Consider the following 23,161-nt stretch of genomic DNA (forward strand, 5'->3'; position numbering starts at 1 on the left):
CTTGTGAAAAGGCGCTGAAGACGACCCGAATCAGCGGCGGCGCTGCCAGACCCACAAGCCAGCAATCGCCAGCGCGAACAGTCCACCGAACCCGACGCCAATCCCCACCACCGGCGCGCCGGCTTTAACCGCCAGCGAATACAGGCCCAGCATCAGCAGCATCGCCAGGTTTTCACCGAGGTTTTGCACCGCAATAGCATTGCCCGCCCCGACCGTCTGCTTGCCACGCTCCTGCAAAAGCGCATTCAGCGGCACCACGAAGAAGCCCCCCAGAATACCAATCAGGATCAGCAGTACGTAGGCTGGCAATAACGCGTGTTGCAGTGCGAAAAAAAGCACCGCAACGCCAATCAGGATCCCTGCCGGCATGCAGCGAGCAACGGTGTCGAGCGTCACCAGTTTTGCCGCTGCCCCCGCGCCCACCACAATCCCGATCGCCACCATCGCATTAAGGTAGGTTGGCGTCGCGTTGTCCGTGATCCCCAGCGCCACCGGCACCCACAGCACCAGCAGGAAGCGCAGCGTAACGCCTGCGCCCCAGAACATACTGGTGCCCATCAGAGAGAATCGCGTTTCACCATTACGCCACAGCACGCGGCAGGCATTGAAGAAGCTGCCGGTCATCGGCTTAAAGCGCCAGGATTGCCCCGGACGCGCCACCGGCAGTTTCGGAATAAACAGGTTAGCGACTACCGCGCCACCGTACACCACAGCACACACGCCGAGGGCCGCCAGCACGTGCCAGTCAGCGAGGACACCGCCTGCGACGGAGCCAAGCAGGATTGCCGCAATGGTGGAGGACTCCATCAGCCCATTGGCTTTCACCAGCTTATCACCGGTGGTCAGCTCCCCGAGGATGCCATACTTCGCCGGGGAGTAGGCTGCGGCACCAATGCCGACCAGCGTATAGCCAATAAATGGATTGAAACCAAAACAAATGCTGGCGGCTCCCAGCAGTTTCAGACCGTTGGCAAACATCATTACCCGGCCTTTCGGGAAGCTGTCCGCAACCTGTCCGACAAACGGTGCAAAGATAATGTAAGCGCCCACAAACACCATCTGCAGAACCGGCTGACTCCAGTCGGGGTAAAACTCAGCCTTGAGCAGTGCCAGCGTGGCAAACAGCAGCGCGTTATCGCCAAAGGCGGAAAGGAACTGGGCGGCAATCACCGCCATCATGCCTTTTGAGCGCAGAGAGGTGTTAGTGTGTACTGACTCACGCATTATGTTGTTCCGCCTGTTCAACCATGCCCTTGAGGGTCACGAAGTCGGGCTTACCGCTGCCGAGCACCGGAAGCTGTTTCAGGTAGCGAATATCACGAGGTACCGCCAGCTCCGGAATGCCGTGCTCGCGGGCATAGCTCAGTAACTGGTCGCGCTTAAGCTCGCTGTCGGTGGTGAACAGCACCAGCGCCTCGCCTTTACTTGCATCACTCTTCACAACCGTGGCATGCATCTTGTCGGCGGATACGCCCGATGCCAGCTGTTCAACCATCTCAAGCGAGACCATTTCACCCGCAATCTTGGCAAAGCGTTTTGCACGCCCCTGGATCTGCACAAAGCCTTGCTCATCGAAACGTACAATATCGCCGGTGTCGTACCAGCCCGTTTCAATCTCGCCATTAACGTTTTCTGCGGTCGGTGCTTCCAGCACACCGGGGTTTTCCACGCGCAGATAGCCGTTCATCACGTTTGGCCCTTTCAGCTGCAGACGGCCGCCGTCTTCAATACCAGGCACCGCCAGCAGACGAGCATCCAGCCCAGGCAGAATTCGGCCTACTGTCCCCGGCTTCGCCGCCATTGGCACGTTGATAGAGACCACCGGCGCACACTCTGTCACGCCATACCCCTCGAGGATGCGCAGACCAAATTTGTCCTGCCAGATCTGTCGCGTGCTCTCCTGCAGTTTTTCCGCGCCAGCAACCACGTAGCGCACGCGGAAGAAGTCATACGGATTGGCGAAACGCGCGTAGTTTCCGAGGAAGGTTGAGGTTCCAAACAACACGGTACAGTTACGGTCATACACCAGCTCCGGCACAATGCGGTAATGCAACGGGCTTGGATAAAGGAAGACTTCGGCACCGGTCAGCAGCGGCGTGAAAAGCCCCACCGTCAGGCCAAACGAGTGGAACAGCGGCAGCGCTGACATAAACCGGTCTTTCGCGGTAAAGTCGGCAATGCTTTTGATCTGCTCAACGTTCGCCAGAATACTCTTGTGACTGTGGACGACACCTTTCGGGTTGCCTTCAGAGCCAGAGGTGAAGAGGATAATCGCGTCGTCTTCCGGCTGCTGTTTCACCTGGGCCAGACGCGGCATCAGCAGATGAGCAAAAATCCACAGTTTGTCGCCTGTCGTCACGTCCGCTTTAAGATCTTCCAGGAAGACCCAGCGTACCTGGGTAAGCTGTTCAGGAAGATGCCACAGTTTGCCTTTGTCGAGGAACTGGCGGGAGGTAAAGACGGTTTTGATTTGCGCTGCCGTGATGGCGCTGGTCAGCCCTTTCACGCCCGCCGTGTAGTTCATCATCGCCGGAATACGGCCACGGGAAACGGCTCCAAAAATCACCGCCGCACTGATGCCTGCGTTGGGCAGCATCAGGCCAATCTTTTCGCCCTGCTGACTGTACTTCTCAAGAATACGGCCCACGAACAATGTTTTGGTCAGCAGCTTGCGATAGGTATCCGGGGTAAAGTTGATGTCTTCGATGCAGTTTTTCTTCGCGCCGTAGCGGTGCTGTGCCGACAGCAGGGATTCATACAGCGTCTCGCGCGGGCGGACCGCCATACGCGCTTCCATCATAATCTGGTGCAGCATCTCTCCAGCAATTTTACGGCGATCGCGTGCACGGGGCGCGTCAGGCATCGGTAACGACGTTGGCGGCAGGATATGCAACGTAATTTTTGGGAACACGCGCTGCTTTACCAGCCCTTTCAGACGGCTGAAATAGGAGCGCTCCGCCCCTTCAATACGCAGTGGCACCACGGTTGCTTTTGACTTCGCCGCGACAAACCCGGCGCCGTCGTAGATTTTCATCAGTGAACCGGTCACCGAGATGCGCCCTTCCGGGAAAATAACCACCGGACGCCCCTGCTCCACCAGACGCACCAGATGTTTAATCATCATCGGTTTGGTCGGGTCGAGCGGCACAAAATCAATCAGCGGCGTGAGCCAGCGCATGTACCACTGCTGGCTGATGGAGGTATAAACCGCAAACACCGGACGCACGGGCAGAAATAGCGCCAGCAGAATGCCGTCGATAAAGGAAACATGGTTTGGTGTGATAAGAACGCGTTCGCCGCGAAGCGCCTGAGCATCGCCAGTGACGCGAATGCGAAAGAGAATACGAAAGAGTGTACGGAAGAACCCAAAAAGCATCTCAACTCCCTTTGCCAGCCAGTGTGAAGGGTTGATAGTAAATGGTGGCAGATTACACGAGAAGTGATACGGGAGCGACTGCAAAGTTGAGGCGAAAAAAAACCTGCGCATCCGCGCAGGTTGGTGCAAGAGAAGAGTACGAAACCGTACTAAGAATTCTCACCAATCAATACCTCTGGGATCTCGACTCTATCAATCTCCCCCTCATCCTCGCCATCGGACAATCGCAACAGCCTGAGGCAAAGTGTAACTAAAGGTTCAGATTGACATTATTCAGACATGACTGGCCGTGTAACGATTACACGGCCAGGGTTGTGCTGCGTCACGTTTGTGGAGGGCGAACCCCCGCGCCCCTTGAATGCACGGCGCTTTTCCGCAACACTATTTCGTGTGTAAACGCTTACCCCCACTAAGAAGGTATGTAATGGCGACAATAAAGGATGTGGCCCGTCTGGCTGGTGTTTCCGTGGCGACCGTCTCGCGCGTGATTAACGACTCCCCTAAAGCCAGTGACGCATCACGCCAGGCGGTGCAAAACGCCATGGAATCATTGAATTACCATCCGAATGCCAACGCCCGGGCCCTTGCCCAACAGTCTACTGAAACCATCGGACTGGTGGTGGGCGATGTGTCTGACCCGTTTTTCGGCGCCATGGTAAAAGCGGTTGAACAGGTTTCTTATCAGACCGGCAATTTTCTGCTGATCGGCAATGGCTATCACAACGAACAAAAAGAACGCCAGGCTATCGAACAGCTGATGCGCCACCGCTGCGCTGCGCTGGTTGTTCACGCCAAAATGATCCCCGATGCTGAACTCATTCATCTGATGAAGCAGATCCCCGGCATGGTGATCATCAATCGAATTATTCCCGGTTTTGAGAAACGCTGCGTGGCACTCGACGACCGCTACGGCGCCTGGCTTGCTACCCGCCATTTGATTCAGCAGGGCCATACCCGCATTGGTTATCTCTGCTCCAATCACCCGATTTCCGATGCCGAAGATCGCCTGCAGGGCTACTACGATGCCCTGCGCGAAAACGGTTTGCCGTGTAATGACCGGCTGGTGGCCTACGGCGAACCGGATGAGAGTGGCGGCGAACAGGCAATGACAGAGCTGCTGGGGCGTGGACGGAATTTCACGGCGGTTGCCAGCTATAACGACTCGATGGCCGCCGGGGCAATGGGGGTGTTAAATGACAACGGAATCGAGGTGCCGGGAGAAATTTCACTCATTGGCTTCGATGATGTGCTGGTGTCCCGCTACGTGCGTCCCCGCCTGACCACCGTACGTTACCCGATTATCACAATGGCAACGCAGGCTGCGGAGCTGGCACTGGCGCTGGCCGAACAACGCCAGCCACCGGATATCACCCACCTGTTCAGCCCCACCTTAGTCCGCCGTCACTCTGTAGGTTCGCCAGCAGAAGCGGGAGAGGAATAGCGATACAGATGTACCGTTTTGTTCGGGTATTCAAGCGCATCGCCAATGTACTGCCAGCCGTAACGTTCGTAGAAGTCGCGGCAGGCAGACCACAGATGCAGTTCGTGATAGCCGGCCTGCGCGGCATAGGCGATAACATGCTGCTGCAGTTTTCCCGCCAGTCCCTTACCACGCGCCGCTTCATCAACGTACAGCGCAGCCAGCCACGGACAAAGATCCTGTCGGGTGATTAAATCGCAGCGCCAGAGCCCGACCGTACCCAGAAGCTGTTCGCCCTCCAGAGCAATAAAGGTCAACGGTAACGCGCCCGGCGTCTGGCTGTGTTCAACGATGCTCTGGAAAAACGCCCGCGTAAGCCCGTCACCGAACGCCTGCCAGATCCAGTCAGTTACCTGTTCCGCATACTGAGGCGCGGCATAGAGAGGCAGAATAGTCACACCAGCTTCCCCTGAAAAACGGGCACAGATTCAAAAAGATAACCGTCAAAATCCGGCGCATCTTCATCGGAGAGTTCAAGTAAACTCTTTTTCACATTTTCCAGATGCTGGAACATCGCCTGCCAGGCGCCCATCACGTCACGACGACGAAGCGCCGCGAGGATAGTTTGCCTGTCGCCCAGCCATTTCAGGCGGTATGCACGGCTGGCGATATGCCCATTAAATTGCTGCCACAGCGGGCTGCTGTCCATGTGGTGCCAGATACTCTCTACCGTTGCCAGCAGCATCTGGTTTTGCGTTGCCCCCGCCAGCACCAGGTGAAACATTTTATTGTTGTCCTGGCTGTTATCGTTGGCGGCAATGGCGCGTTGCTCCTGCTCAATAATACGGCGCAGATTGTCGATGTCTGCGCGTGTCGCCATTTTGGCAGCAAACGCGGCGATGTTGCTTTCGAGGAGCTGGCGCGCCTGCAGGATCTCAAAGGGGCCGACGTCGCTGTTCAGAAAACGCTCTTCTTCGTTTTCGTGTTCTTCAGGAATGCGCATCACATAAACGCCAGAACCCTGGCGGATATCCACCGTGCCCTGCAGCTCCAGCATCAGCAATGCCTCACGCACGATGGTACGACTTACGCCGTACTTCTCAGCAATATTACGCTCGGGCGGCAGACGGGAACCTACAGGATAGTGCCCCTGGATAATTTGCGCCCGTAAATCCTCGCCAATTTCCTGGTACTGTTTTTTTTCCGGCAGGATGACAGCCTTATCCACGTTTTCACCTGTTTTTTCAGTTAATGCGCAGGCCGGGCGTCCTCCCGGCCAGTTTGTGCGCTATTTTACCAGAACCAGCATGGTTTTCGCTTACTTCCATTCATCATCGACCGGGAGCGTGAGCACGCGCGCATCGCGCAGCTGCCGGAACCAGCTCGCCGACCTTTTCGCCCGCCTGGCGCGATTGTTATCGAGATCGATCTCAATGAGCCCGTAGCGGTTTTTGAAGGCGTTCATCGGTGATACGTTGTCCGTAAAGGCCCACAGCATATAGCCATGACAGTTTGCCCCCTCCTCCCGCGCCAGCAGCGTGTAATAGAGGTGCTCGCGAATGAACGCAATGCGGTACTCGTCGTCAATGACCCCGTCACTGTTGCGAAATTGCGTTTCGTTCTCCACGCCCATCCCGCTCTCCGCCACGAACCAGTCGATATTGCGGTAGTCATTTTTTATCCGCATCGCCATATCGTAGATAATGCGGGGGTAGATTTCCCAGCCGCGGGATTTATTCATTCGCCGTCCTGGCAGTTCGAACGGTTCGTAGTAGTACACCGGGTGGAACGGTGTCTCCGGATGCCAGGCACGAGACGGCGCTTTCACCCGATGCGGGTAATAGAGGTTTATCCCCAGCTCATCGACGGTGTTCTGCGCAATCAGTTCCAGCTCTTCTGCGGTGTAGTCCCACGCCACCTGATGCTGTTCCAGCAGCGTAAACAGTTCTGGCGGGTAGCGCCCGTGCACCAGCGGATCGAGAAATACGCGGTTATAGAACAGATCGTACTTCTCTGCGGCGTTAACATCGTGCGGTGCGCACGATCGAGGATAGGTGACTTCGGGGTTGAGAATACAGCCAACCGAGCCAGGGTAGCCTTTGGCACGAAACAGCTGTACAACCTTTGCCGTCGCCAGAACCTTATTGTGGTTCCACTGCATCCATTTACCGGTATTCTGCTCGTAGGGCCAGCGCAGCGCATCGAGATAAACGCGGGTCTGTACCACGATCGGTTCATTGAAGGTAAACCAGCGGGTGACTTTACCGTGGTAGCGTTCAAAGACTTTTTCCGCATAGCGGACAAACAGTTCAACAACCTGCTTTGAAGCCCAGCCGCCGTAAGTGTCAAGCAGCACGCCCGGCAGCTCGTAATGCTCAAGGCAGATCATCGGCTCAATACCCTGACGGTGCATCTCATCGAATAACGCGTCGTAATAGGCGGCGTACTCCTCGTCCACCGTCACTTTTTCATAGTCGGTTAAAAAACGTGACCAGTTAATCGAGGTTCGGTAGTGCGTCAACCCCGCCTGCTTCATCAGCGCCACATCCTCGCGAAAGCGGTTGATAAAGTCGGTCGCCACCGCCGGGCCATAGCCGTTGTGCCAGACGTGGCGATCGTTTTTGTACCAGAGATCGATCCACGAATCCTGCCCCGCCTTTTTGCCGCTCCAGCCTTCGGTTTGCCAGGCTGACGCGGCCGCGCCCAGAATGAAATCCTGCGGAATGGTTATCTGTTTCGTCGTCATCACATCCTCATGCATTGTCGGTCGCCTGTTGCAGTGCGGCCTGTTCGGCACGTCGTGAAGCAATCTTCACAAACGGCAGGTAGATAATGACGGCAGTCACAATGCAGATAAGCTGAGTGATGACCGCCCCCATCGATCCGGCGGTGGAGAGCCAGGCGTTGATCAGCGGCGGCGTGGTCCACGGCACCATCACCACGGCTTTACCGGCAAAGCCGGTCACAGTGGCAAAGTAACCGATAGAGCCGGTCACCAGCGGCGTGATAATGAAAGGAATGGCGAGGATCGGGTTAAGCATGATTGGCATGCCGAAGATCACCGGCTCGTTGATGTTAAAGAGCCCCGGACCAATGGAAAGCTTGGCGATCTCTTTCATCTCTTTGCGTTTGGTGGCAATCATGACCGCGATCAGCAGGCCGATGGTCAGCCCCGACCCGCCGATGCTCATGTACACATCCCAGAACGGCATGGTGATGATATTCGGCACCTCTTTGCCCTGCTCAAAGGCGCTCATATTAACGGTGATGGCGCCTAACAGCAGCGGCTCGCGGATCGGCTTGATCATCTGGTTGCCGTGAATACCAATCACCCAGAAAAGCTGTGCGACAAACATCAGCAGCAGAATGCCCGGCAGGCTTTGCACCACGCGCTCCAGCGGCTGTTGCACCACCTGATAGACCGCGTCATAGAGATACATGCCGGTGAGTTGATGGAAGACGAAACCCAATGTGGCAATCGCGGTAGTGGTGATGATCGCCGGGATCAGCGCGGAGAACGATGCCGCCACGTTTGGCGGTACGGTGTCCGGCATCCTGATCTTCAGCCCCTTGCGATTTTCCAGCCAGCAGTAAATTTCAACCGACAGAATCGCGATAAACATGCCGAGGAACAGGCTACGGGTATCAGAGAACTGACGCAGCAGCACGTCTTTCACCACGTGCATTTCACCATCCACCAGCATCTCGACGGTTGTCGGCGTCACGCAGATAAAGCAGATCACCGCCAGCAGGCCAGGGAATAAGGATTTGATCCCGTTGATGCGGCCCAGTTCGATACCGATTAAGAACACCGCGCCAATGTTAAGGAAATTCAGGGTGGCGTAATTGAGCGCGCTGGTGATGGGTTTTAGCGTGGCGAGAAAAGAGAGGGACTGGAAGCTCGCCAGGCCATTTTTCGGATCCAGTACCATATTGGAGATCAAGACAGAGAATGCCCCAACGATGATGACCGGCATTAAGGTAATAAAGGCAGACTTGATCGCCATGATATAGCGATAACTGTTGAATTTTGTGGCAAAACTGCCCAGAGCGTCGATCAGTTTTTCCTGTAATGCCATAGGGTAATACCTCAGTAAAAGGGCTTTTATTGGATAAGGTGTACAGCCGGATACTATTGGCATACCAAAAATAGCTACATGTCGGGTTTTGTTCTGTGATTAAGCTCTCAACGACGTAACAGGTATTCCAAAATGCGGTTTATATCGATTTTGGCATACCACTTAAAACCCTGTATGTCGAACTGACCGATCGTTACCTAAAAGCGTGATCGTGCTGGAAGTTTTGCCCTTCCCGCATCGCTTATGCACCGGATGGTCTGTGTTAAACTGCAGATCGTTACGTGGAATCAGGAATGTCTAATGGCAACAATGCTGGATGTCTCATTGCGCGCGGGCGTGTCGAAAGCCACGGTATCGCGCGTGCTGAACGGCACAGGTCAGGTTAAAGAGAGTACGCGTCAGCAGGTGTTTAATGCGATGGAAGAGCTGGGCTACCGCCCAAATTTTCTCGCGCGTTCGCTGGCGAACCAGACCAGCAACAGCATTGGTCTGGTGGTCTCTACCTTTGATGGTTTTTACTTTGGTCGTCTTCTTCAGCAGGCCTCCCGGCAGACGGAAACCCACGGCAAACAGCTGATCGTCACGGATGGTCACGACGCCCCGGAGCAGGAAGAGCAGGCGGTACAAATGCTGGCCGATCGCAAATGCGATGCCATCGTGCTTTACACCCGCTACATGAGCGAAAAAGCGATCATGAAGCTGATCCATTCGGTGCAAACCCCGCTGGTGGTCATCAACCGTGAAGTCAGCCAGGCGCCCGATCGCTGCGTGTTCTTCGAACAGCAGGATGCCGCCTTTAAGGCCGTGGATTACCTGATCAACCAGGGCCACCGGGAGATCGCCTGTATCACCGTCCCGATCCACACGCCAACCGGGAAAGCGAGGCTGATGGGCTACCGTAAAGCGCTGGAAAAGCACGGCATTCGTCTGGACGAGCGGCGGATTAAGTATGGCGATGCGGGAATGACGCGAGGATATGAGCTCTGCAAAGAGCTGATTGCCGACGGTATAGCGTTTAGCGCTCTGTTTGCCTGTAACGATGATATGGCGCTGGGTGCGTCCAAGGCGCTACACCAGGCGGGGCTGCGGATCCCACAGGATATTTCCCTGTTTGGCTTTGACGATGCCCCATGCGCGAAATGGCTGGAGCCAGCGCTCTCGTCGGTTTATCTGCCTATCGACAATATGATCGTTACGGCTATCGATCAGGCGATCCGGCTGGCAAAAAACCAACCGGTCGATGCGATCCCGCCGTTCACCGGTACGCTGGTATTACGCGACTCGGTCACGACGGGGCCGTACTTCACTCAGACGAGTTCCAGCGCCAGCAGCTCCTGAATGGTCTGGCGGCGGCGGATCAGCCGCGCCTTGCCGTTATCAAACAACACTTCTGGCAGCAGCGGGCGGCTGTTGTAGTTTGAGGACATTGACGCCCCGTAGGCACCGGTATCGTGCAGCACCAGATAGTCGCCTGGTTTAACTTCCGGCAACGCGCGGGTTTCCACTTTCCCCCCTTCCTGCTGGGTAAAGACATCACCAGACTCACACAGCGGGCCCGCAACAACCGTCTCAATACGCGGCGCGTGAGTTAAATCGCGGCCATCGGCAGCCAGAGCCGAAATGTGGTGATAGCTGCCGTACATTGACGGGCGCATCAGATCGTTAAAGCCGGCGTCAATCAGCACAAAGTGGCGCGAGCCCATCTCTTTCACGCTGCGAACCTGCGCCACCAGCACCCCGGATTCAGCCACCAGGAAACGACCCGGCTCAATTTCCAGCTTCACGGCATGACCAAGATGCGCGGCGACCTGGTCACGCGCGGCGCTCCACAGGCCGTAATAGTGATCGGTGTCGATTGCCTCTTCCCCTTCACGGTAGGGAATGGAAAGACCGCCCCCGGCGGAGATCGCCTCCAGATCCTGACCAAACTCGATCACCTGGCGCACCATTGCGCCACAGACCTGCTCAAGGTGCGCGTAATCCACGCCGGAGCCGATGTGCATATGAATGCCCACCAGCTTCAGATTGTAACGCTGCAGTACGTCCAGGGCAGCGGGCATATCGGCATACCAGATACCGTGCTTGCTGTTTTCGCCGCCGGTATTGGTTTTTTGGCTATGACCGTGACCAAAGCCAGGATTCACGCGCAGCCAGACGCGGTGGCCCGGAGAAACTTGCCCAAGTTGTTCCAGCATATCCACGGACCCGGCATTTACCGGCACCTGCAGCTCATGGACGCGAGCAAGCGTGGCGTCGTCGATCACATCGGCGGTAAACACAATCGCGTCAGGATCGGCTTTCGGATCAAACCCGGCCGCCAGCGCGCGCTCAATCTCCCCCAGGGAGACGGAGTCGACCTTCACACCCTGCTCACGCATCAGACGCAGAATGTGGATATTGGAGCACGCCTTCTGGGCAAAACGCACCACGTCAAACTGATGCAGGGCAGCAATCTTCTCGCGAACAATCTGCGCGTCGTAGACCCACACCGGACAGCCAAACTCGGCAGGCAGGCGTAGCAGGTTTTCGGCATTCAAATCAGTATCAGTCTGGTTAAGCGGGCGTGGCATGGTCTTTCTCCGGGGTGATATTTTTTTATGATTACGCCACAGCAGGAAGAGAATAAAAAATATCGTTTTATCGCGAGTCTATGCAAAAATGATATGGACAGTTCTTTGTATTCAGGTGACCTATGCCCGCCGTCAATTTACGCCATATCGAGATTTTTCACGCCGTGATGACCACGGGCAACCTCACCGAGGCTGCGCAGATGCTCCATACCTCGCAGCCAACGGTCAGCCGCGAGCTGGCGCGATTCGAGAAAGTGCTGGGACTGAAGCTGTTCGAACGCACCCGGGGCAGGCTTCACCCGACGGTACAGGGGCTGCGCCTGTTCGAGGAAGTGCAGCGCTCATGGTACGGGCTGGACCGCATTGTCAGTGCGGCGGAAAGCCTGCGCGAGTTTCGGCAGGGCGAGCTATCGATTGTCTGCCTGCCCGTCTTTTCACAGTCTTTTTTGCCGACGCTGCTCCAGCCTTTTCTGGCCCGATATCCGGAGGTGAATCTCACGATTGTCCCGCAGGAGTCACCGCTGCTCGAGGAGTGGCTCTCCGCACAGCGCCATGATTTAGGCCTGACCGAAACCCTCTCTACGCCCGCGGGAACGGAACGCACGGAACTGCTCTCTTTAGATGAGGTGTGCGTGCTGCCAGCCGGGCATCCGCTTGCCCGCAAGCAGATTCTGACGCCAGCGGATTTTCACGGTGAGAACTACATTAGCCTGTCACAAACCGACAGCTACCGGCAGCTGCTGGATTCACTGTTTGCCGAGCATCAGGTGAAGCGCAGGATGGTGGTCGAGACCCACAGTGCGGCCTCCATTTGCGCCATGGTGCGCGCCGGGGTGGGCGTTTCGGTGGTGAATCCACTGACGGCGCTGGATTACGCCGGGCGCGATATTGTCATCCGCCCGTTTAGCCTGTCAGTCCCGTTCACCGTGAGCCTGATCCGCCCCCTCCATCGCCCGGTCTCAGCGCTGGTGGAGGCGTTTACGGAACACCTGATAGCCCATGCCCGTCAGGTGGCGCTTCGTTTATCCGATCGGCAAAGTTTATGACAGCATAAACTCCACGGCATCGGCGGCATGAATCGCGGCGGTATCGAAGACCGGAATCGGGCTTTGCTCAACCGGCACCAGTAAACCGATTTCCGTACAGCCGAAGATCACCCCTTCCGCCCCCTGCTGCGCGAGTTTTTCAATCACGCTGACGTAATATGCCCGGGATGATTCGCTAAAGGTGCCGAGGCAGAGTTCATCAAAGATAATCTGGTTGATGCGGGCCCGGTCTGCCTCATCCGGGATCAGGCTTTCAATGCCAAACTGGCTGCTCAACCGACCGCGGTAAAAATCCTGCTCCATGGTGTAGCGCGTTCCCAGCAGCGCCACACGACGTAATCCGGTTGCGGTGATGGCCCGCCCGGTTGCATCGGCAATGTGCAGGAAGGGCAGCGAACAGCGCGCTTCGATATGGGACGCGACTTTATGCATGGTGTTGGTACAGAGCAAAATCCCCTCTGCTCCCGCACGCTCCAGCCCCAGCGCGGCCTCGGCCAGTATTTCCCCGGCTTTATCCCATTCACCACTTGACTGGCAGGCTTCGATTTCATGGAAATCTACGCTGTGCAGCAGCAGGCTGGCAGAATGCAGGCCCCCCAGACGTTGCTTCACCCCTTCATTAATCAGGCGGTAATAGGGGATTGTCGATTCCCAGCTCATCCCCCCTAACAGGCCGATCGTTTTCATCATCCCTCCTTATGTGTTTATCCCAGTGAAGCAAACTTGTGATCGTGTTTCCAGTTCTTTGTCACGTCGTTTCTTTTTAACCCCTGGTGATATAAATTAAATGAAACATTGTTTTAATACATTCTGGGGTGACGATATGTTTATTTTCCACAACGAGACCACGCTTGACGATCTGGGGAACGGCGTGACGCGCCGTATTCTTGCCCATGGCGGTAAAATGATGGCGGTGGAGGTGAATTTTGAACAGGGCGCGACAGGCCCACTGCATAACCATCCTCATGAACAGTTAACCTATGTGCTGTCCGGCGAGTTTGAGTTCACGATTGGAGATGAAAAACATGTGGTGACAGCCGGGGATACCCTCTACAAAAAGCCACATGTGATGCACGGCTGCGTGTGTCTTAAACCCGGCACGCTGCTGGATACCTTCACGCCGGTACGTGAGGATTTTTTGAAATAAAAAAAGGGCGCTGATAACAGCGCCCTTCTCGTCTGCGTTTTTTATTCCGTTACAGGCTCGACCAGAGGATTGCGGCTGAGCATGGCCTCACGCAGTAATACGCTGCCACAGGCAAACAGCCCGCCCAGCAGTCCCGCCAGGATCACAATCAGGGCTTTGCCCGGACCGTCTTTTTTCACCGGCATGGATGGAGAGAGCTGATACTTGAACGGTTCAAGTTTGACGTCTTCGACAGACAGCTTTTTCAGCTGCGCCAGGTAGTATTCCCGGTTCTGGAAGTCCGCGTTCAGCTCAGCGATGTCCTTGAGATTTTTTTCAATCTGCAGTTTTTGCGCAATACCGTCGGCACCGAGCGCGACGGAGTAATCCGGATCGTCTTTAACCGCCTGACCGTTGCTGTAGACCGGCTTTTTGATACCCGCCGCGTTGGCCACTTCCAGAGAATAGTTAAGACGCTGCAGATTGGTGTTGTGAACATTCGTCAGACGTACCCGATCCAGCTCCAGCTGCTGCTCCACCACTTTGGTTTTCAGGGTGATCTGGTTACGGATATTCTCCATGGTTTCCTGCTCAACAATCTGTGAGATGTAATCCACGTAACCTTTAAGAACCGTTTGCGCATCCCCCGCCGTCGGCGCGGTGAAGCTCAATGTCCACGCGACGTACGGCACTTTATCCGCGTCTTTTGCCTGGGTGTTATCTACCGCTTTCATCTTTTCGGAGATATTGACCACCGCACGATGCAGCTCAAGCGGATCCACATCAGTGCCTTCCAGCTGTGCCATCACGTAAGGTGAGGATTTCATGTACTCCTCAAGCAACGACTGCGACTGGAACTTTTTAATAAACTGGTTAAACACGTCCGGACGGGTAATTTTCACGTCCACGTCGAGCACCTGCAGGGCGACCATCATCTGGCGCAGCGGGTTCCACTGCGTCTGTTCCGCCGGTGTGATCACCGCTTTACTGGTCCATTTTTGTGGCAGTAAGAACGCGATGGCCAGTCCAACCAGTGCGAATGCGAAGGCAATCACGACGATACGTTTTTTTGCCGCCAGAAGAACTTCTAACAGTCCCAGAAGGTCAATTTCTTTGGAACTGACTGCCGGAGCCGCGTAATGGGGGAAGTCGAGATCCGTATTTTTTTTGAAATCCATTGCTGACATAGCCATTCTTCTTTTGAGGGTGCAGACCATTTCTGCCTGATTGGTTACAGTGGTCCGATGATACAAGAAAGTAAGAATTATCTGAACGAAAGAATGATCCAGCTGTAGACCTGCTATCAGAATTAGTAGTTAGTTTCTCCACGGTATTGTCTTTATTAATCATCCGTTTCTTTCCGCCCCGCCCTCCTCTCTCTTCTTTGAACGCCTAAAATAGCGCAAAAATGCCATCCTCATCACCTTATTGAAACACTGTTCCGACTTTGATCACATTTCCGCTATTAAGCGAATGACGCAGAAACAAATAGCAATAATATAAAATAAAACGCCGTTTTATTATCCAGAAACACGAGTTCGACCGTATTGAAACCCAGGCATTTCGCTCAACGATGAAATCGAAAAAAGCCTTATAAAACAAAGTTAAATGAAGTAACCGTGACACGTATTACCCAGAACATCGCCGTTCAGGCTCGGTTTCGACAGCCTGAAAGGTTGTTACAGACGCAGATTCCGTTTTAAACCATTGATTACCAGGTAGGTAAGTATGAATGAAAACAAGCTGCTGGGGCTCGCGTGGATATCACCCTACATCATTGGGTTGATACTCTTTACGGCTTTCCCCTTCGTCTCATCGTTTTTCCTGAGTTTTACGGATTACGACCTGATGAGCCCGCCGGTATTTAACGGCATTGAAAATTATCGCTACATGTTTACGGAAGACACGCTCTTCTGGACATCAATGGGAGTGACGTTTGCGTATGTATTTCTGACCATCCCCCTGAAACTCGCCTTTGCATTAGGGATTGCGTTTGTTCTGAACTTTAAATTACGCGGTATTGGATTCTTCCGTACCGCCTACTATATTCCGTCGATCCTCGGCAGCTCCGTGGCCATTGCTGTTTTGTGGCGCGCGCTCTTTGCCATTGATGGTCTGCTGAACAGCTTTATTGGCGTATTTGGTTTTGACCCGGTGAACTGGCTGGGTGAGCCCTCGCTGGCCCTGATGTCGGTCACCCTGCTGCGCGTCTGGCAGTTCGGTTCCGCGATGGTCATCTTCCTGGCCGCGCTGCAAAACGTACCGCAGTCGCAGTATGAAGCGGCGATGATCGATGGGGCATCCAAATGGCAGATGTTCACGAAAGTGACCGTGCCGCTGATCACGCCGGTGATTTTCTTCAACTTCATTATGCAGACCACCCAGGCGTTCCAGGAATTTACTGGACCGTATGTCATTACCGGCGGCGGGCCAACGTATTCCACTTACCTGTTCTCACTCTACATCTACGACACCGCGTTTAAATACTTTGACATGGGTTACGGCGCAGCACTGGCGTGGATCCTGTTCCTGGTGGTGGCCATTTTTGCCGGTATCGCCTTTAAGTCATCGAAATATTGGGTGTTCTACTCCGCCGATAAAGGAGGCAAAAATGGCTGATATCCAACAACTTTCCACGGCGAGGACGATTGCCGAGCGTGAAGTCGCCCGCACGCTGCGCAGAGAGAAAATTAACGCCGCAGTGCGCTACGTGATCCTGCTGTTTGTCGGCCTGCTGATGCTTTATCCGCTGGTGTGGATGTTCTCGGCGTCGTTCAAACCGAACCACGAGATTTTCACCACTCTCAGCCTGTGGCCTGCCCATGCGACCTGGGACGGTTTTGTGAATGGCTGGAAAACCGGTACCGAATACAACTTCGGCCATTACATGCTGAACACCTTTAAGTATGTGATCCCGAAAGTGATCCTGACCATTATCTCCTCCACCATCGTGGCGTACGGCTTTGCGCGCTTTGAAATCCCGTGGAAGAAATTCTGGTTCGCTACCCTCATCACCACCATGCTGCTCCCCAGCACCGTGCTGCTGATCCCGCAGTACCTGATGTTCCGTGAAATGGGCATGCTCAACAGCTATATGCCGCTGTACCTGCCGCTGGCCTTCGCCACCCAGGGGTTCTTCGTCTTCATGCTTATCCAGTTCCTGCGCGGCGTGCCGCGTGACATGGAGGAGGCGGCGCAAATTGACGGCTGTAACTCGCTTCAGGTGCTGTGGTACGTGGTGGTGCCGATCCTGAAACCGGCCATTATCTCCGTCGCCCTGTTCCAGTTCATGTGGTCAATGAACGACTTTATCGGGCCGCTGATTTATGTCTACAGCGTGGATAAATACCCGATTGCACTGGCTCTGAAAATGTCCATCGACGTCACCGAAGGGGCGCCGTGGAACGAAATTCTGGCAATGGCGAGCATCTCCATTCTGCCATCCATCATTGTCTTCTTCCTGGCACAGCGCTACTTCGTCCAGGGCGTCACCAGCAGCGGAATTAAAGGTTAAGAGGGAAATATTATGGCTGAAGTTATCTTCAACAAACTGGAAAAGGTCTACTCCAACGGCTTTAAAGCGGTACATGCCATTGACCTGAAAATCGCTGAAGGAGAGTTCATGGTGATCGTTGGCCCCTCCGGCTGCGCCAAATCCACCACCCTGCGCATGCTGGCTGGCCTGGAAACCATCAGCGGGGGTGAAGTCCGCATCGGCGATAAGATTGTGAACAACCTCGCGCCGAAAGAGCGCGGGATTGCGATGGTGTTTCAGAACTACGCGCTCTATCCCCACATGACGGTGCGCGAAAACCTGGCCTTTGGTCTGAAGCTGAGCAAACTGCCAAAAGATCAGATTGAATCTCAGGTCAACGAAGCGGCCAAAATCCTTGAGCTGGAAGAGTTACTCGACCGCCTGCCACGCCAGCTTTCCGGCGGCCAGGCACAGCGCGTGGCGGTAGGCCGTGCGATTGTGAAAAAGCCGGATGTATTCCTGTTCGACGAACCGCTGTCAAACCTCGACGCCAAACTACGTGCCTCAATGCGCATTCGTATTTCCGATCTGCACAAGCAGTTGAAGAAATCCGGTAAACCGGCGACCACCGTCTACGTCACCCACGACCAGACCGAAGCGATGACCATGGGCGACCGCATCTGCGTGATGAAGCTCGGCCACATCATGCAGGTTGATACCCCTGACAACCTCTACCACAAGCCGAAAAACATGTTCGTGGCAGGCTTTATCGGCGCGCCGGAGATGAACATTCGTCAAAGCCAGCTGGTGGAAAGCGCCGGGAAACTGCACATCGCCATCGGCAATGAAACCATGCCGCTGAACGCCGGGATGCAGGAGAAAGTCTCCGCTTATGCCGGGCAGGCCATTTACTACGGCGTACGTCCGGAATTCGTTTCCCTCTCCGACGCACCATTCGTTGACGGGGGCTGCAGTGGCGAAATGGTTCGCGTGGAAAACATGGGCCACGAATTCTTCGTCTATCTGAAGGTTGCGGACTACGAACTGACCGCCAGAATTCCATCCGATGAAGCTAAGCCAATGATTGATAAAGGCCTTCATCGCAAGGTGTATTTCAAATTTGATATGAATAAATGTCATATTTTTGACGCAAAAACTGAACAGAACCTCTCTCTCTGATGGAGTTTATAAAAATGAAAAAAGTGCTTTTAAGCGCAGCAATCTCCGCGACGCTGGCCCTTACCGCTTTGCCATCGATGGCGCAAGATGTCGAATTACGCATGTCCTGGTGGGGCGGTAATGGCCGCCATCAGGTGACGTTGAAAGCGCTGGAGGAATTCCATAAGCAGAACCCGGATATCAACGTTAAAGCAGAGTACACCGGCTGGGATGGGCACCTCTCCCGCCTGACCACTCAAATTGCGGGCGGCACCGAGCCGGATGTGATGCAGACCAACTGGAACTGGCTGCCAATCTTCTCGAAAACCGGCGACGGGTTCTACGACCTGAACAAAATGAAAGACGTGATCGACCTGACCCAGTTCGATCCCAAAGAACTTCAGTCCACCACCATCAACGGCAAGCTGAACGGCATTCCGATCTCCGTCACCGCACGCGTGTTCTACTTCAACGACGAGACCTGGAAAAAAGCCGGTATTGCATACCCGAAAACCTGGGACGAGCTGATGGCGGCGGGTAAAACCTTCGAGAGTAAACTCGGCAAGCAGTACTACCCGGTCGTGCTGGAGCATCAGGACACGCTGGCGTTGCTGAACTCGTACATGATTCAGAAGTACAACATCCCTGCCGTTGACGAGAAAACCAAGAAGTTCGCCTACAGCAAAGCGCAGTGGGTGGAATTCTTCCAGACCTACAAAACGCTGGTGGATAGCCACGTCATGCCGGACACCAAATACTATGCGTCGTTTGGTAAGAGCAACATGTATGAGATGAAGCCGTGGATCCAGGGAGAATGGGCGGGAACCTACATGTGGAACTCCACCATCAACAAGTATTCCGACAACCTGAAGCCACCGGCAAAACTGGTGCTGGGCAGTTACCCGATGCTGCCGGGCGCAACCGATGCGGGCCTTTTCTTCAAACCGGCGCAGATGCTCTCGATTGGTAAATCCACCAAAAACCCGGAAGCGGCGGCGAAACTGATTAACTTCCTGCTGAACAGCAAAGAGGGAGTAGATACGCTGGGTCTGGAGCGTGGCGTGCCGCTGAGTAAAGCCGCGGTGCAGTTCCTGACCGAAGACGGCACCATCAAAGAGAGCGATCCGTCGGTCGCGGGGCTGCGTCTGGCGCAGTCTCTGCCGGCCAAACTTTCCGTGTCACCTTACTTTGACGATCCGCAGATTGTGGCCCAGTTCGGCACCTCTCTGCAGTACATCGATTATGGACAGAAATCCGTGGAAGAGACTGCCGCTGACTTCCAGCGTCAGGCTGAACGTATTCTGAAACGCGCGATGCGCTAACGAAAAGCCGGGTGGCCTCTTCGCCACCCGGCAACAGACTACACGCCAATATTACGCAGCTTCTCGCCGGACATCAGCCTGCGCTCGATATGCTCCAGCGTGACGCCTTTGGTTTCAGGGATCAGCCAGAACGTGACCCCGATAAACGCGACGTTGAGAACCGTATAGAGCCAGAAGGTTCCTGCCGCGCCGATTGAATCCAGCAGCGTCAGGAAGGTCGCGCCGATGATCATGTTCGACACCCAGTTGGTGGTCGTGGAACAGGTGATGCCAAAGTCACGGCATTTGAGCGGCTGAATTTCGGAACACAGGATCCACACGACGGGCGCAGCGCTCATCGCATATCCGGCAATACACATCATGGTCATGCCAACAGAGAGCCAGGAAAGACCGCTTGAGGCAGTGCCGTTATCAAACTGCATCAGGCAGTAGCCAAGGATCAGCGTACCGAGCGCCATGACGCTAAAGCCAATCTTGAGTGCCGGTTTACGTCCGGCTTTATCCACGGTGAACACCGCGATAAAGGTGGCGAACATAAAGGTCAGCCCCACCACCAGCGTGGCAACCATTTGCTGTTCCGTGGTGGTGAACCCCGCCATTTTGAAGATACGTGGCGCGTAGTACATGATGATGTTCATCCCGGTGAACTGCTGCATCGCCTGCAGCAGCATGCCGAGGAACACCGCGCGGCGTACGTTGCGGTTGATCTTAAACAGCGCCCAGCCCCCCTGCTTCAGCTTCAGGCTTTCGCGGATCTCGTTCAGCTCTTCACGTGCTTTTTCTGAGGTATCACGCAGCATCCGCAGCACCTCTTCCGCTTCCACATGACGGCCCTTTTGCGCCAGCCAGCGCGGACTGTTTGGCAGGAAAATCACCAGAACAATCAGCACCAGCGCCGGGAGCGCCAGCACGCCCAGCATCGCGCGCCAGTTGCCGCTGTAGCTGAAATAAGTGTCAGACAAAAACGCCAGCACGATACCCAGCGTCACCATCAGCTGGTACATACTGATCATCTTGCCGCGCACGTTCTCGCTCGCCATTTCGGAGAGGTACAACGGCGCAGTGTAAGAGGCAATCCCCACCGCCACGCCGAGCAGCACGCGGGAGAGCAGCAGCATTTCCACGTTCGTGGCAAATGCTGACCCAATGGAGCCGGCGACAAACAGAATCGCCCCCACCATCAGGCTGTATTTGCGCCCGAGGCGGAACGAAAGCCAGCCGTTAAACAGCGCGCCGATGGCCGCACCCAGCATCATGCTGCTGACCACCCACTCCTGCAGGCGGTTACTCAACGTAAAGTGATCGGTGATAAAGGGCAGCGCCCCGGCGATCACGCCAATATCCAGACCGAACAGTAAACCGGCCACTGCAGCCGCGATGGAGACAAACTGATTCATGCGTCGGGTATCACGCAACGCGGCGGGCATAAGGGTAGAGTCATTTATAGATGTCATATTTTCCTGCCTGAACAGCGAAATTCGTTAACTGAAATTACGAGATAGCGCGGAAAAGTGTCAGGCCGTAATTCGCGAAGATATGGATTATTTCGCTGTGGCATAGCGTTCTGTGATGGACATTACAATTTCAACTAACGATGAAATACCGCCAGTTTTTATTAATCATTTAATTTTTAAGCAATAAAAATGTGATACATATCATTTATGTTTTTTTAGTATGGATTTTTCGTCTTGAGCCATATGGATAATGGCAATTTTTGGGCAAAAAAAACCTCCACCCACCGGCAGAGGTTTAAGACGGAATACGCAATTAACGCGCCAGCCAGCCGCCATCGACCGCCACGGTATAGCCGTTGATGTAATCGGATGCCGGAGAGGCCAGGAATACAATCGGCCCCTTGAGATCGTCCGGAAGGCCCCAGCGGCCCGCCGGGATACGGTCGAGGATTTCCGCGCTACGCTGTTCGTCAGCACGCAACTGCTGAGTGTTATTCGTCGCCATGTACCCCGGCGCAATCGCGTTGACGTTGATGTTGTGCTTCGCCCACTCGTTTGCCAGCAGACGGGTAACGCCCATCACCGCGCTCTTGGATGCGGTATAAGACGGCACGCGGATACCGCCCTGGAAGGAGAGCATGGAGGCGATATTAATGATCTTGCCGCCTTTCCCCTGGGCAATGAAGTGTTTCGCCGCTGCCTGGGACATAAAGAAAACGCTCTTAATGTTCAGGTTCATCACGTCGTCCCAGTCGCGCTCGCTGAAATTAATCGCGTCTTCACGGCGAATCAGTCCGGCATTGTTCACCAGAATGTCGATATGGCCGAATTCCGCCACCGCGCGATCCAGCAGTTCAGGGATGGCGTCAATTTTACGCAGATCGGCGGTCAGGCTCAGAAAACGACGACCCAGCGCGGTGACGCGCTCGATGGTTTCAGTAGGCTCAACAATGTTAATCCCGACGATATCGCAGCCCGCTTCCGCCAGCCCTAACGCCATACCCTGGCCCAGTCCGGTGTCACAACCGGACACCACAGCCACTTTACCCTGCAGAGAAAATGCATCCAGAATCATGTTTGTTCCTTAATCGTTCAGCGCCTGTCACCAACAGGCAGGTTTATGCTTAACTGCCTGCGGCTAGCGCAGATCGTTAACCGCGACGTGGTCCATGTCATCAAAGACCTGGTTTTCACCGACCATACCCCAGATGAAGGTGTACGCTTTCGTGCCTACGCCCGAATGAATAGACCAGCTCGGCGAAATAACCGCCTGCTCGTTATGCATCACGATATGACGCGTTTCCTGCGGTTGCCCCATCATGTGGAACACGCAGGCGTCCTCGTCCATGTTGAAGTAGAAATACACTTCCATACGGCGCTCGTGGGTATGGCACGGCATGGTGTTCCACAGGTTGCCCGGAGCAAGCTCGGTGAGCCCCATGCTGAGCTGGCAGGTTTCCAGCACATCCGGAACAAAGTATTTATTGATGGTGCGACGGTTGCTGGTGAGGTTGTCACCCAGCGTCACCGGGGCGACATCCGCCGGGGTCACTTTTTTGGTGGGATACGGGGTATGTGCGGGCGCACAGTTGTAGTAAAACTTCGCCGGTTTACCGCTGTCGATGCTGGCGAACACGACCTCTTTCGCCCCTTTACCGACATACAACGCGTCGCGATGACCTATCTCATAGCACTGTCCGTCTACTGAGATGGTGCCGGGGCCACCGATGTTAATCACGCCCAGCTCGCGACGCTCAAGGAAATAGCTCACACCAAGCTGTTTACCCACTTCACCGCCCACGGAGACGGTCTGCGTCACCGGCATAATCCCGCCAATGATAATACGGTCGATATGGCTGTAGACCATGGTGTACTTATCGGCCTCGAACACCTGCTCGACTAAAAACTCATTGCGCAGCCCCTGAGTATCCAGCGTTTTGGCGTGCGCACTGTGGATGCTTTGTCTGACGTCCACCGTAACCTCCAGAAATGATCGTGCCCGCAGGCAGAAAATTAACGAAACGACGTTCCGTTTTCATGATGAGCACAGTCTAGCCCCAGAGAAGGGGGTTTTCAATTACATTTAAAACAACGTTTCATTTTTTCTGTTTGTTTATACCAGAAATGGCGTTCGG

General features: G+C 54.8%; 20 protein-coding genes. 8 read left to right on the plus strand and 12 right to left on the minus strand.

Annotated elements, in window-relative coordinates; translation table 11 throughout:
* Window positions 1–30: 30 nt before the first annotated feature.
* Entirely contained in the window at window positions 31–1,224 is a 1,194-nt protein-coding gene (lplT, locus tag AB6731_RS14710; RefSeq protein WP_025203340.1) for a lysophospholipid transporter LplT, read from the minus strand.
* Window positions 1,217–3,376, minus strand: coding sequence for a bifunctional acyl-ACP--phospholipid O-acyltransferase/long-chain-fatty-acid--ACP ligase (aas, locus tag AB6731_RS14715; RefSeq protein ID WP_020883773.1), 2,160 nt, complete (start codon window positions 3,374–3,376; stop codon window positions 1,217–1,219). The genes lplT and aas overlap by 8 nt, the downstream gene beginning before the upstream one ends.
* Window positions 3,377–3,800: 424 nt before the next feature.
* Between aas and galR the strand changes: the two genes are divergently transcribed.
* Window positions 3,801–4,817 carry an HTH-type transcriptional regulator GalR gene (gene galR / locus AB6731_RS14720; protein WP_020883772.1) on the plus strand — a complete coding sequence of 339 codons (1,017 nt, stop codon included), beginning with the start codon at window positions 3,801–3,803 and terminating at the stop codon, window positions 4,815–4,817.
* Here galR and AB6731_RS14725 read toward each other — a convergent pair.
* The 4 genes from AB6731_RS14725 to AB6731_RS14740 form a co-directional block, all read right to left on the minus strand.
* A complete protein-coding gene (locus AB6731_RS14725) occupies window positions 4,778–5,254 on the minus strand; it encodes a GNAT family N-acetyltransferase (RefSeq protein ID WP_063925560.1) in 477 nt (158 codons plus the stop codon). The two genes, galR and AB6731_RS14725, sit on opposite strands and share 40 nt — an antisense overlap.
* Window positions 5,251–6,024 (minus strand): GntR family transcriptional regulator, encoded by a 774-nt coding sequence (locus AB6731_RS14730; RefSeq protein WP_014171459.1) that lies wholly within the window; start codon window positions 6,022–6,024, stop codon window positions 5,251–5,253. The genes AB6731_RS14725 and AB6731_RS14730 overlap by 4 nt, the downstream gene beginning before the upstream one ends.
* A 90-nt stretch (window positions 6,025–6,114) precedes the next feature.
* On the minus strand, window positions 6,115–7,542 hold the full coding sequence (locus AB6731_RS14735) for a glycoside hydrolase family 1 protein (protein WP_371006512.1): 1,428 nt from the start codon (window positions 7,540–7,542) through the stop codon (window positions 6,115–6,117).
* 7 nt (window positions 7,543–7,549) lie between these two features.
* Complete coding sequence (locus AB6731_RS14740; RefSeq protein WP_020883770.1) at window positions 7,550–8,875, minus strand: PTS sugar transporter subunit IIC; 1,326 nt, start codon at window positions 8,873–8,875, stop codon at window positions 7,550–7,552.
* A 300-nt stretch (window positions 8,876–9,175) separates the two neighbouring features.
* Here AB6731_RS14740 and AB6731_RS14745 point away from each other — a divergent pair, with 300 nt between their 5' ends.
* Complete coding sequence (locus AB6731_RS14745; protein ID WP_032678896.1) at window positions 9,176–10,213, plus strand: LacI family DNA-binding transcriptional regulator; 1,038 nt, start codon at window positions 9,176–9,178, stop codon at window positions 10,211–10,213.
* Here the strand turns inward: AB6731_RS14745 and lysA are convergent.
* Entirely contained in the window at window positions 10,183–11,445 is a 1,263-nt protein-coding gene (gene lysA, locus AB6731_RS14750) for a diaminopimelate decarboxylase (protein WP_025203335.1), read from the minus strand. The genes AB6731_RS14745 and lysA overlap by 31 nt on opposite strands.
* A 122-nt stretch (window positions 11,446–11,567) precedes the next feature.
* Here lysA and AB6731_RS14755 point away from each other — a divergent pair, with 122 nt between their 5' ends.
* On the plus strand, window positions 11,568–12,491 hold the full coding sequence (locus tag AB6731_RS14755) for a LysR family transcriptional regulator (RefSeq protein ID WP_014171464.1): 924 nt from the start codon (window positions 11,568–11,570) through the stop codon (window positions 12,489–12,491).
* Here AB6731_RS14755 and AB6731_RS14760 read toward each other — a convergent pair.
* Window positions 12,486–13,178 (minus strand): aspartate/glutamate racemase, encoded by a 693-nt coding sequence (locus AB6731_RS14760; protein ID WP_032678900.1) that lies wholly within the window; start codon window positions 13,176–13,178, stop codon window positions 12,486–12,488. The genes AB6731_RS14755 and AB6731_RS14760 overlap by 6 nt on opposite strands.
* 136 nt (window positions 13,179–13,314) lie before the next feature.
* Between AB6731_RS14760 and AB6731_RS14765 the strand changes: the two genes are divergently transcribed.
* Window positions 13,315–13,638, plus strand: coding sequence for a cupin domain-containing protein (locus AB6731_RS14765; protein WP_020883766.1), 324 nt, complete (start codon window positions 13,315–13,317; stop codon window positions 13,636–13,638).
* A 41-nt stretch (window positions 13,639–13,679) separates the two neighbouring features.
* Here the strand turns inward: AB6731_RS14765 and wzz(fepE) are convergent, their stop codons facing one another.
* Window positions 13,680–14,804, minus strand: a complete 1,125-nt coding sequence (gene wzz(fepE), locus AB6731_RS14770; RefSeq protein WP_371006513.1) for an LPS O-antigen length regulator Wzz(fepE) — start codon at window positions 14,802–14,804, stop codon at window positions 13,680–13,682.
* Window positions 14,805–15,345: 541 nt separating this feature from the next.
* On the opposite strand from wzz(fepE), the gene AB6731_RS14775 reads away from it, so the two are divergent.
* The 4 genes from AB6731_RS14775 to AB6731_RS14790 are packed head-to-tail and all read left to right on the plus strand — an operon-like array spanning window position 15,346 to window position 19,572.
* Window positions 15,346–16,236, plus strand: a complete 891-nt coding sequence (locus tag AB6731_RS14775) for a carbohydrate ABC transporter permease (RefSeq protein WP_014171468.1) — start codon at window positions 15,346–15,348, stop codon at window positions 16,234–16,236.
* Entirely contained in the window at window positions 16,229–17,131 is a 903-nt protein-coding gene (locus AB6731_RS14780; RefSeq protein WP_025203331.1) for a carbohydrate ABC transporter permease, read from the plus strand. The genes AB6731_RS14775 and AB6731_RS14780 overlap by 8 nt, the downstream gene beginning before the upstream one ends.
* A gap of 12 nt (window positions 17,132–17,143) precedes the next feature.
* On the plus strand, window positions 17,144–18,271 hold the full coding sequence (locus tag AB6731_RS14785; protein WP_014171470.1) for an ABC transporter ATP-binding protein: 1,128 nt from the start codon (window positions 17,144–17,146) through the stop codon (window positions 18,269–18,271).
* Window positions 18,272–18,285: 14 nt separating this feature from the next.
* The gene (locus AB6731_RS14790) at window positions 18,286–19,572 is read left to right on the plus strand and encodes an ABC transporter substrate-binding protein (RefSeq protein WP_050737351.1); all 1,287 of its coding nucleotides are present in this window, start codon (window positions 18,286–18,288) and stop codon (window positions 19,570–19,572) included.
* A 38-nt stretch (window positions 19,573–19,610) separates the two neighbouring features.
* Here AB6731_RS14790 and AB6731_RS14795 read toward each other — a convergent pair whose 3' ends face one another.
* From AB6731_RS14795 to kduI, 3 genes are all read right to left on the minus strand, one after another.
* The gene (locus AB6731_RS14795) at window positions 19,611–21,044 is read right to left on the minus strand and encodes a sugar porter family MFS transporter (protein ID WP_226777985.1); all 1,434 of its coding nucleotides are present in this window, start codon (window positions 21,042–21,044) and stop codon (window positions 19,611–19,613) included.
* 295 nt (window positions 21,045–21,339) lie between these two features.
* A complete protein-coding gene (gene kduD, locus AB6731_RS14800) occupies window positions 21,340–22,101 on the minus strand; it encodes a 2-dehydro-3-deoxy-D-gluconate 5-dehydrogenase KduD (RefSeq protein ID WP_014171473.1) in 762 nt (253 codons plus the stop codon).
* 63 nt (window positions 22,102–22,164) lie between these two features.
* Window positions 22,165–23,001 carry a 5-dehydro-4-deoxy-D-glucuronate isomerase gene (kduI, locus tag AB6731_RS14805; protein WP_371006514.1) on the minus strand — a complete coding sequence of 279 codons (837 nt, stop codon included), beginning with the start codon at window positions 22,999–23,001 and terminating at the stop codon, window positions 22,165–22,167.
* Window positions 23,002–23,161 lie beyond the last annotated feature (160 nt).

Source organism: Enterobacter sp. RCC_40, assembly GCF_041360735.1.
GTDB classification, from domain to species: Bacteria; Pseudomonadota; Gammaproteobacteria; order Enterobacterales; family Enterobacteriaceae; genus Enterobacter; species Enterobacter ludwigii.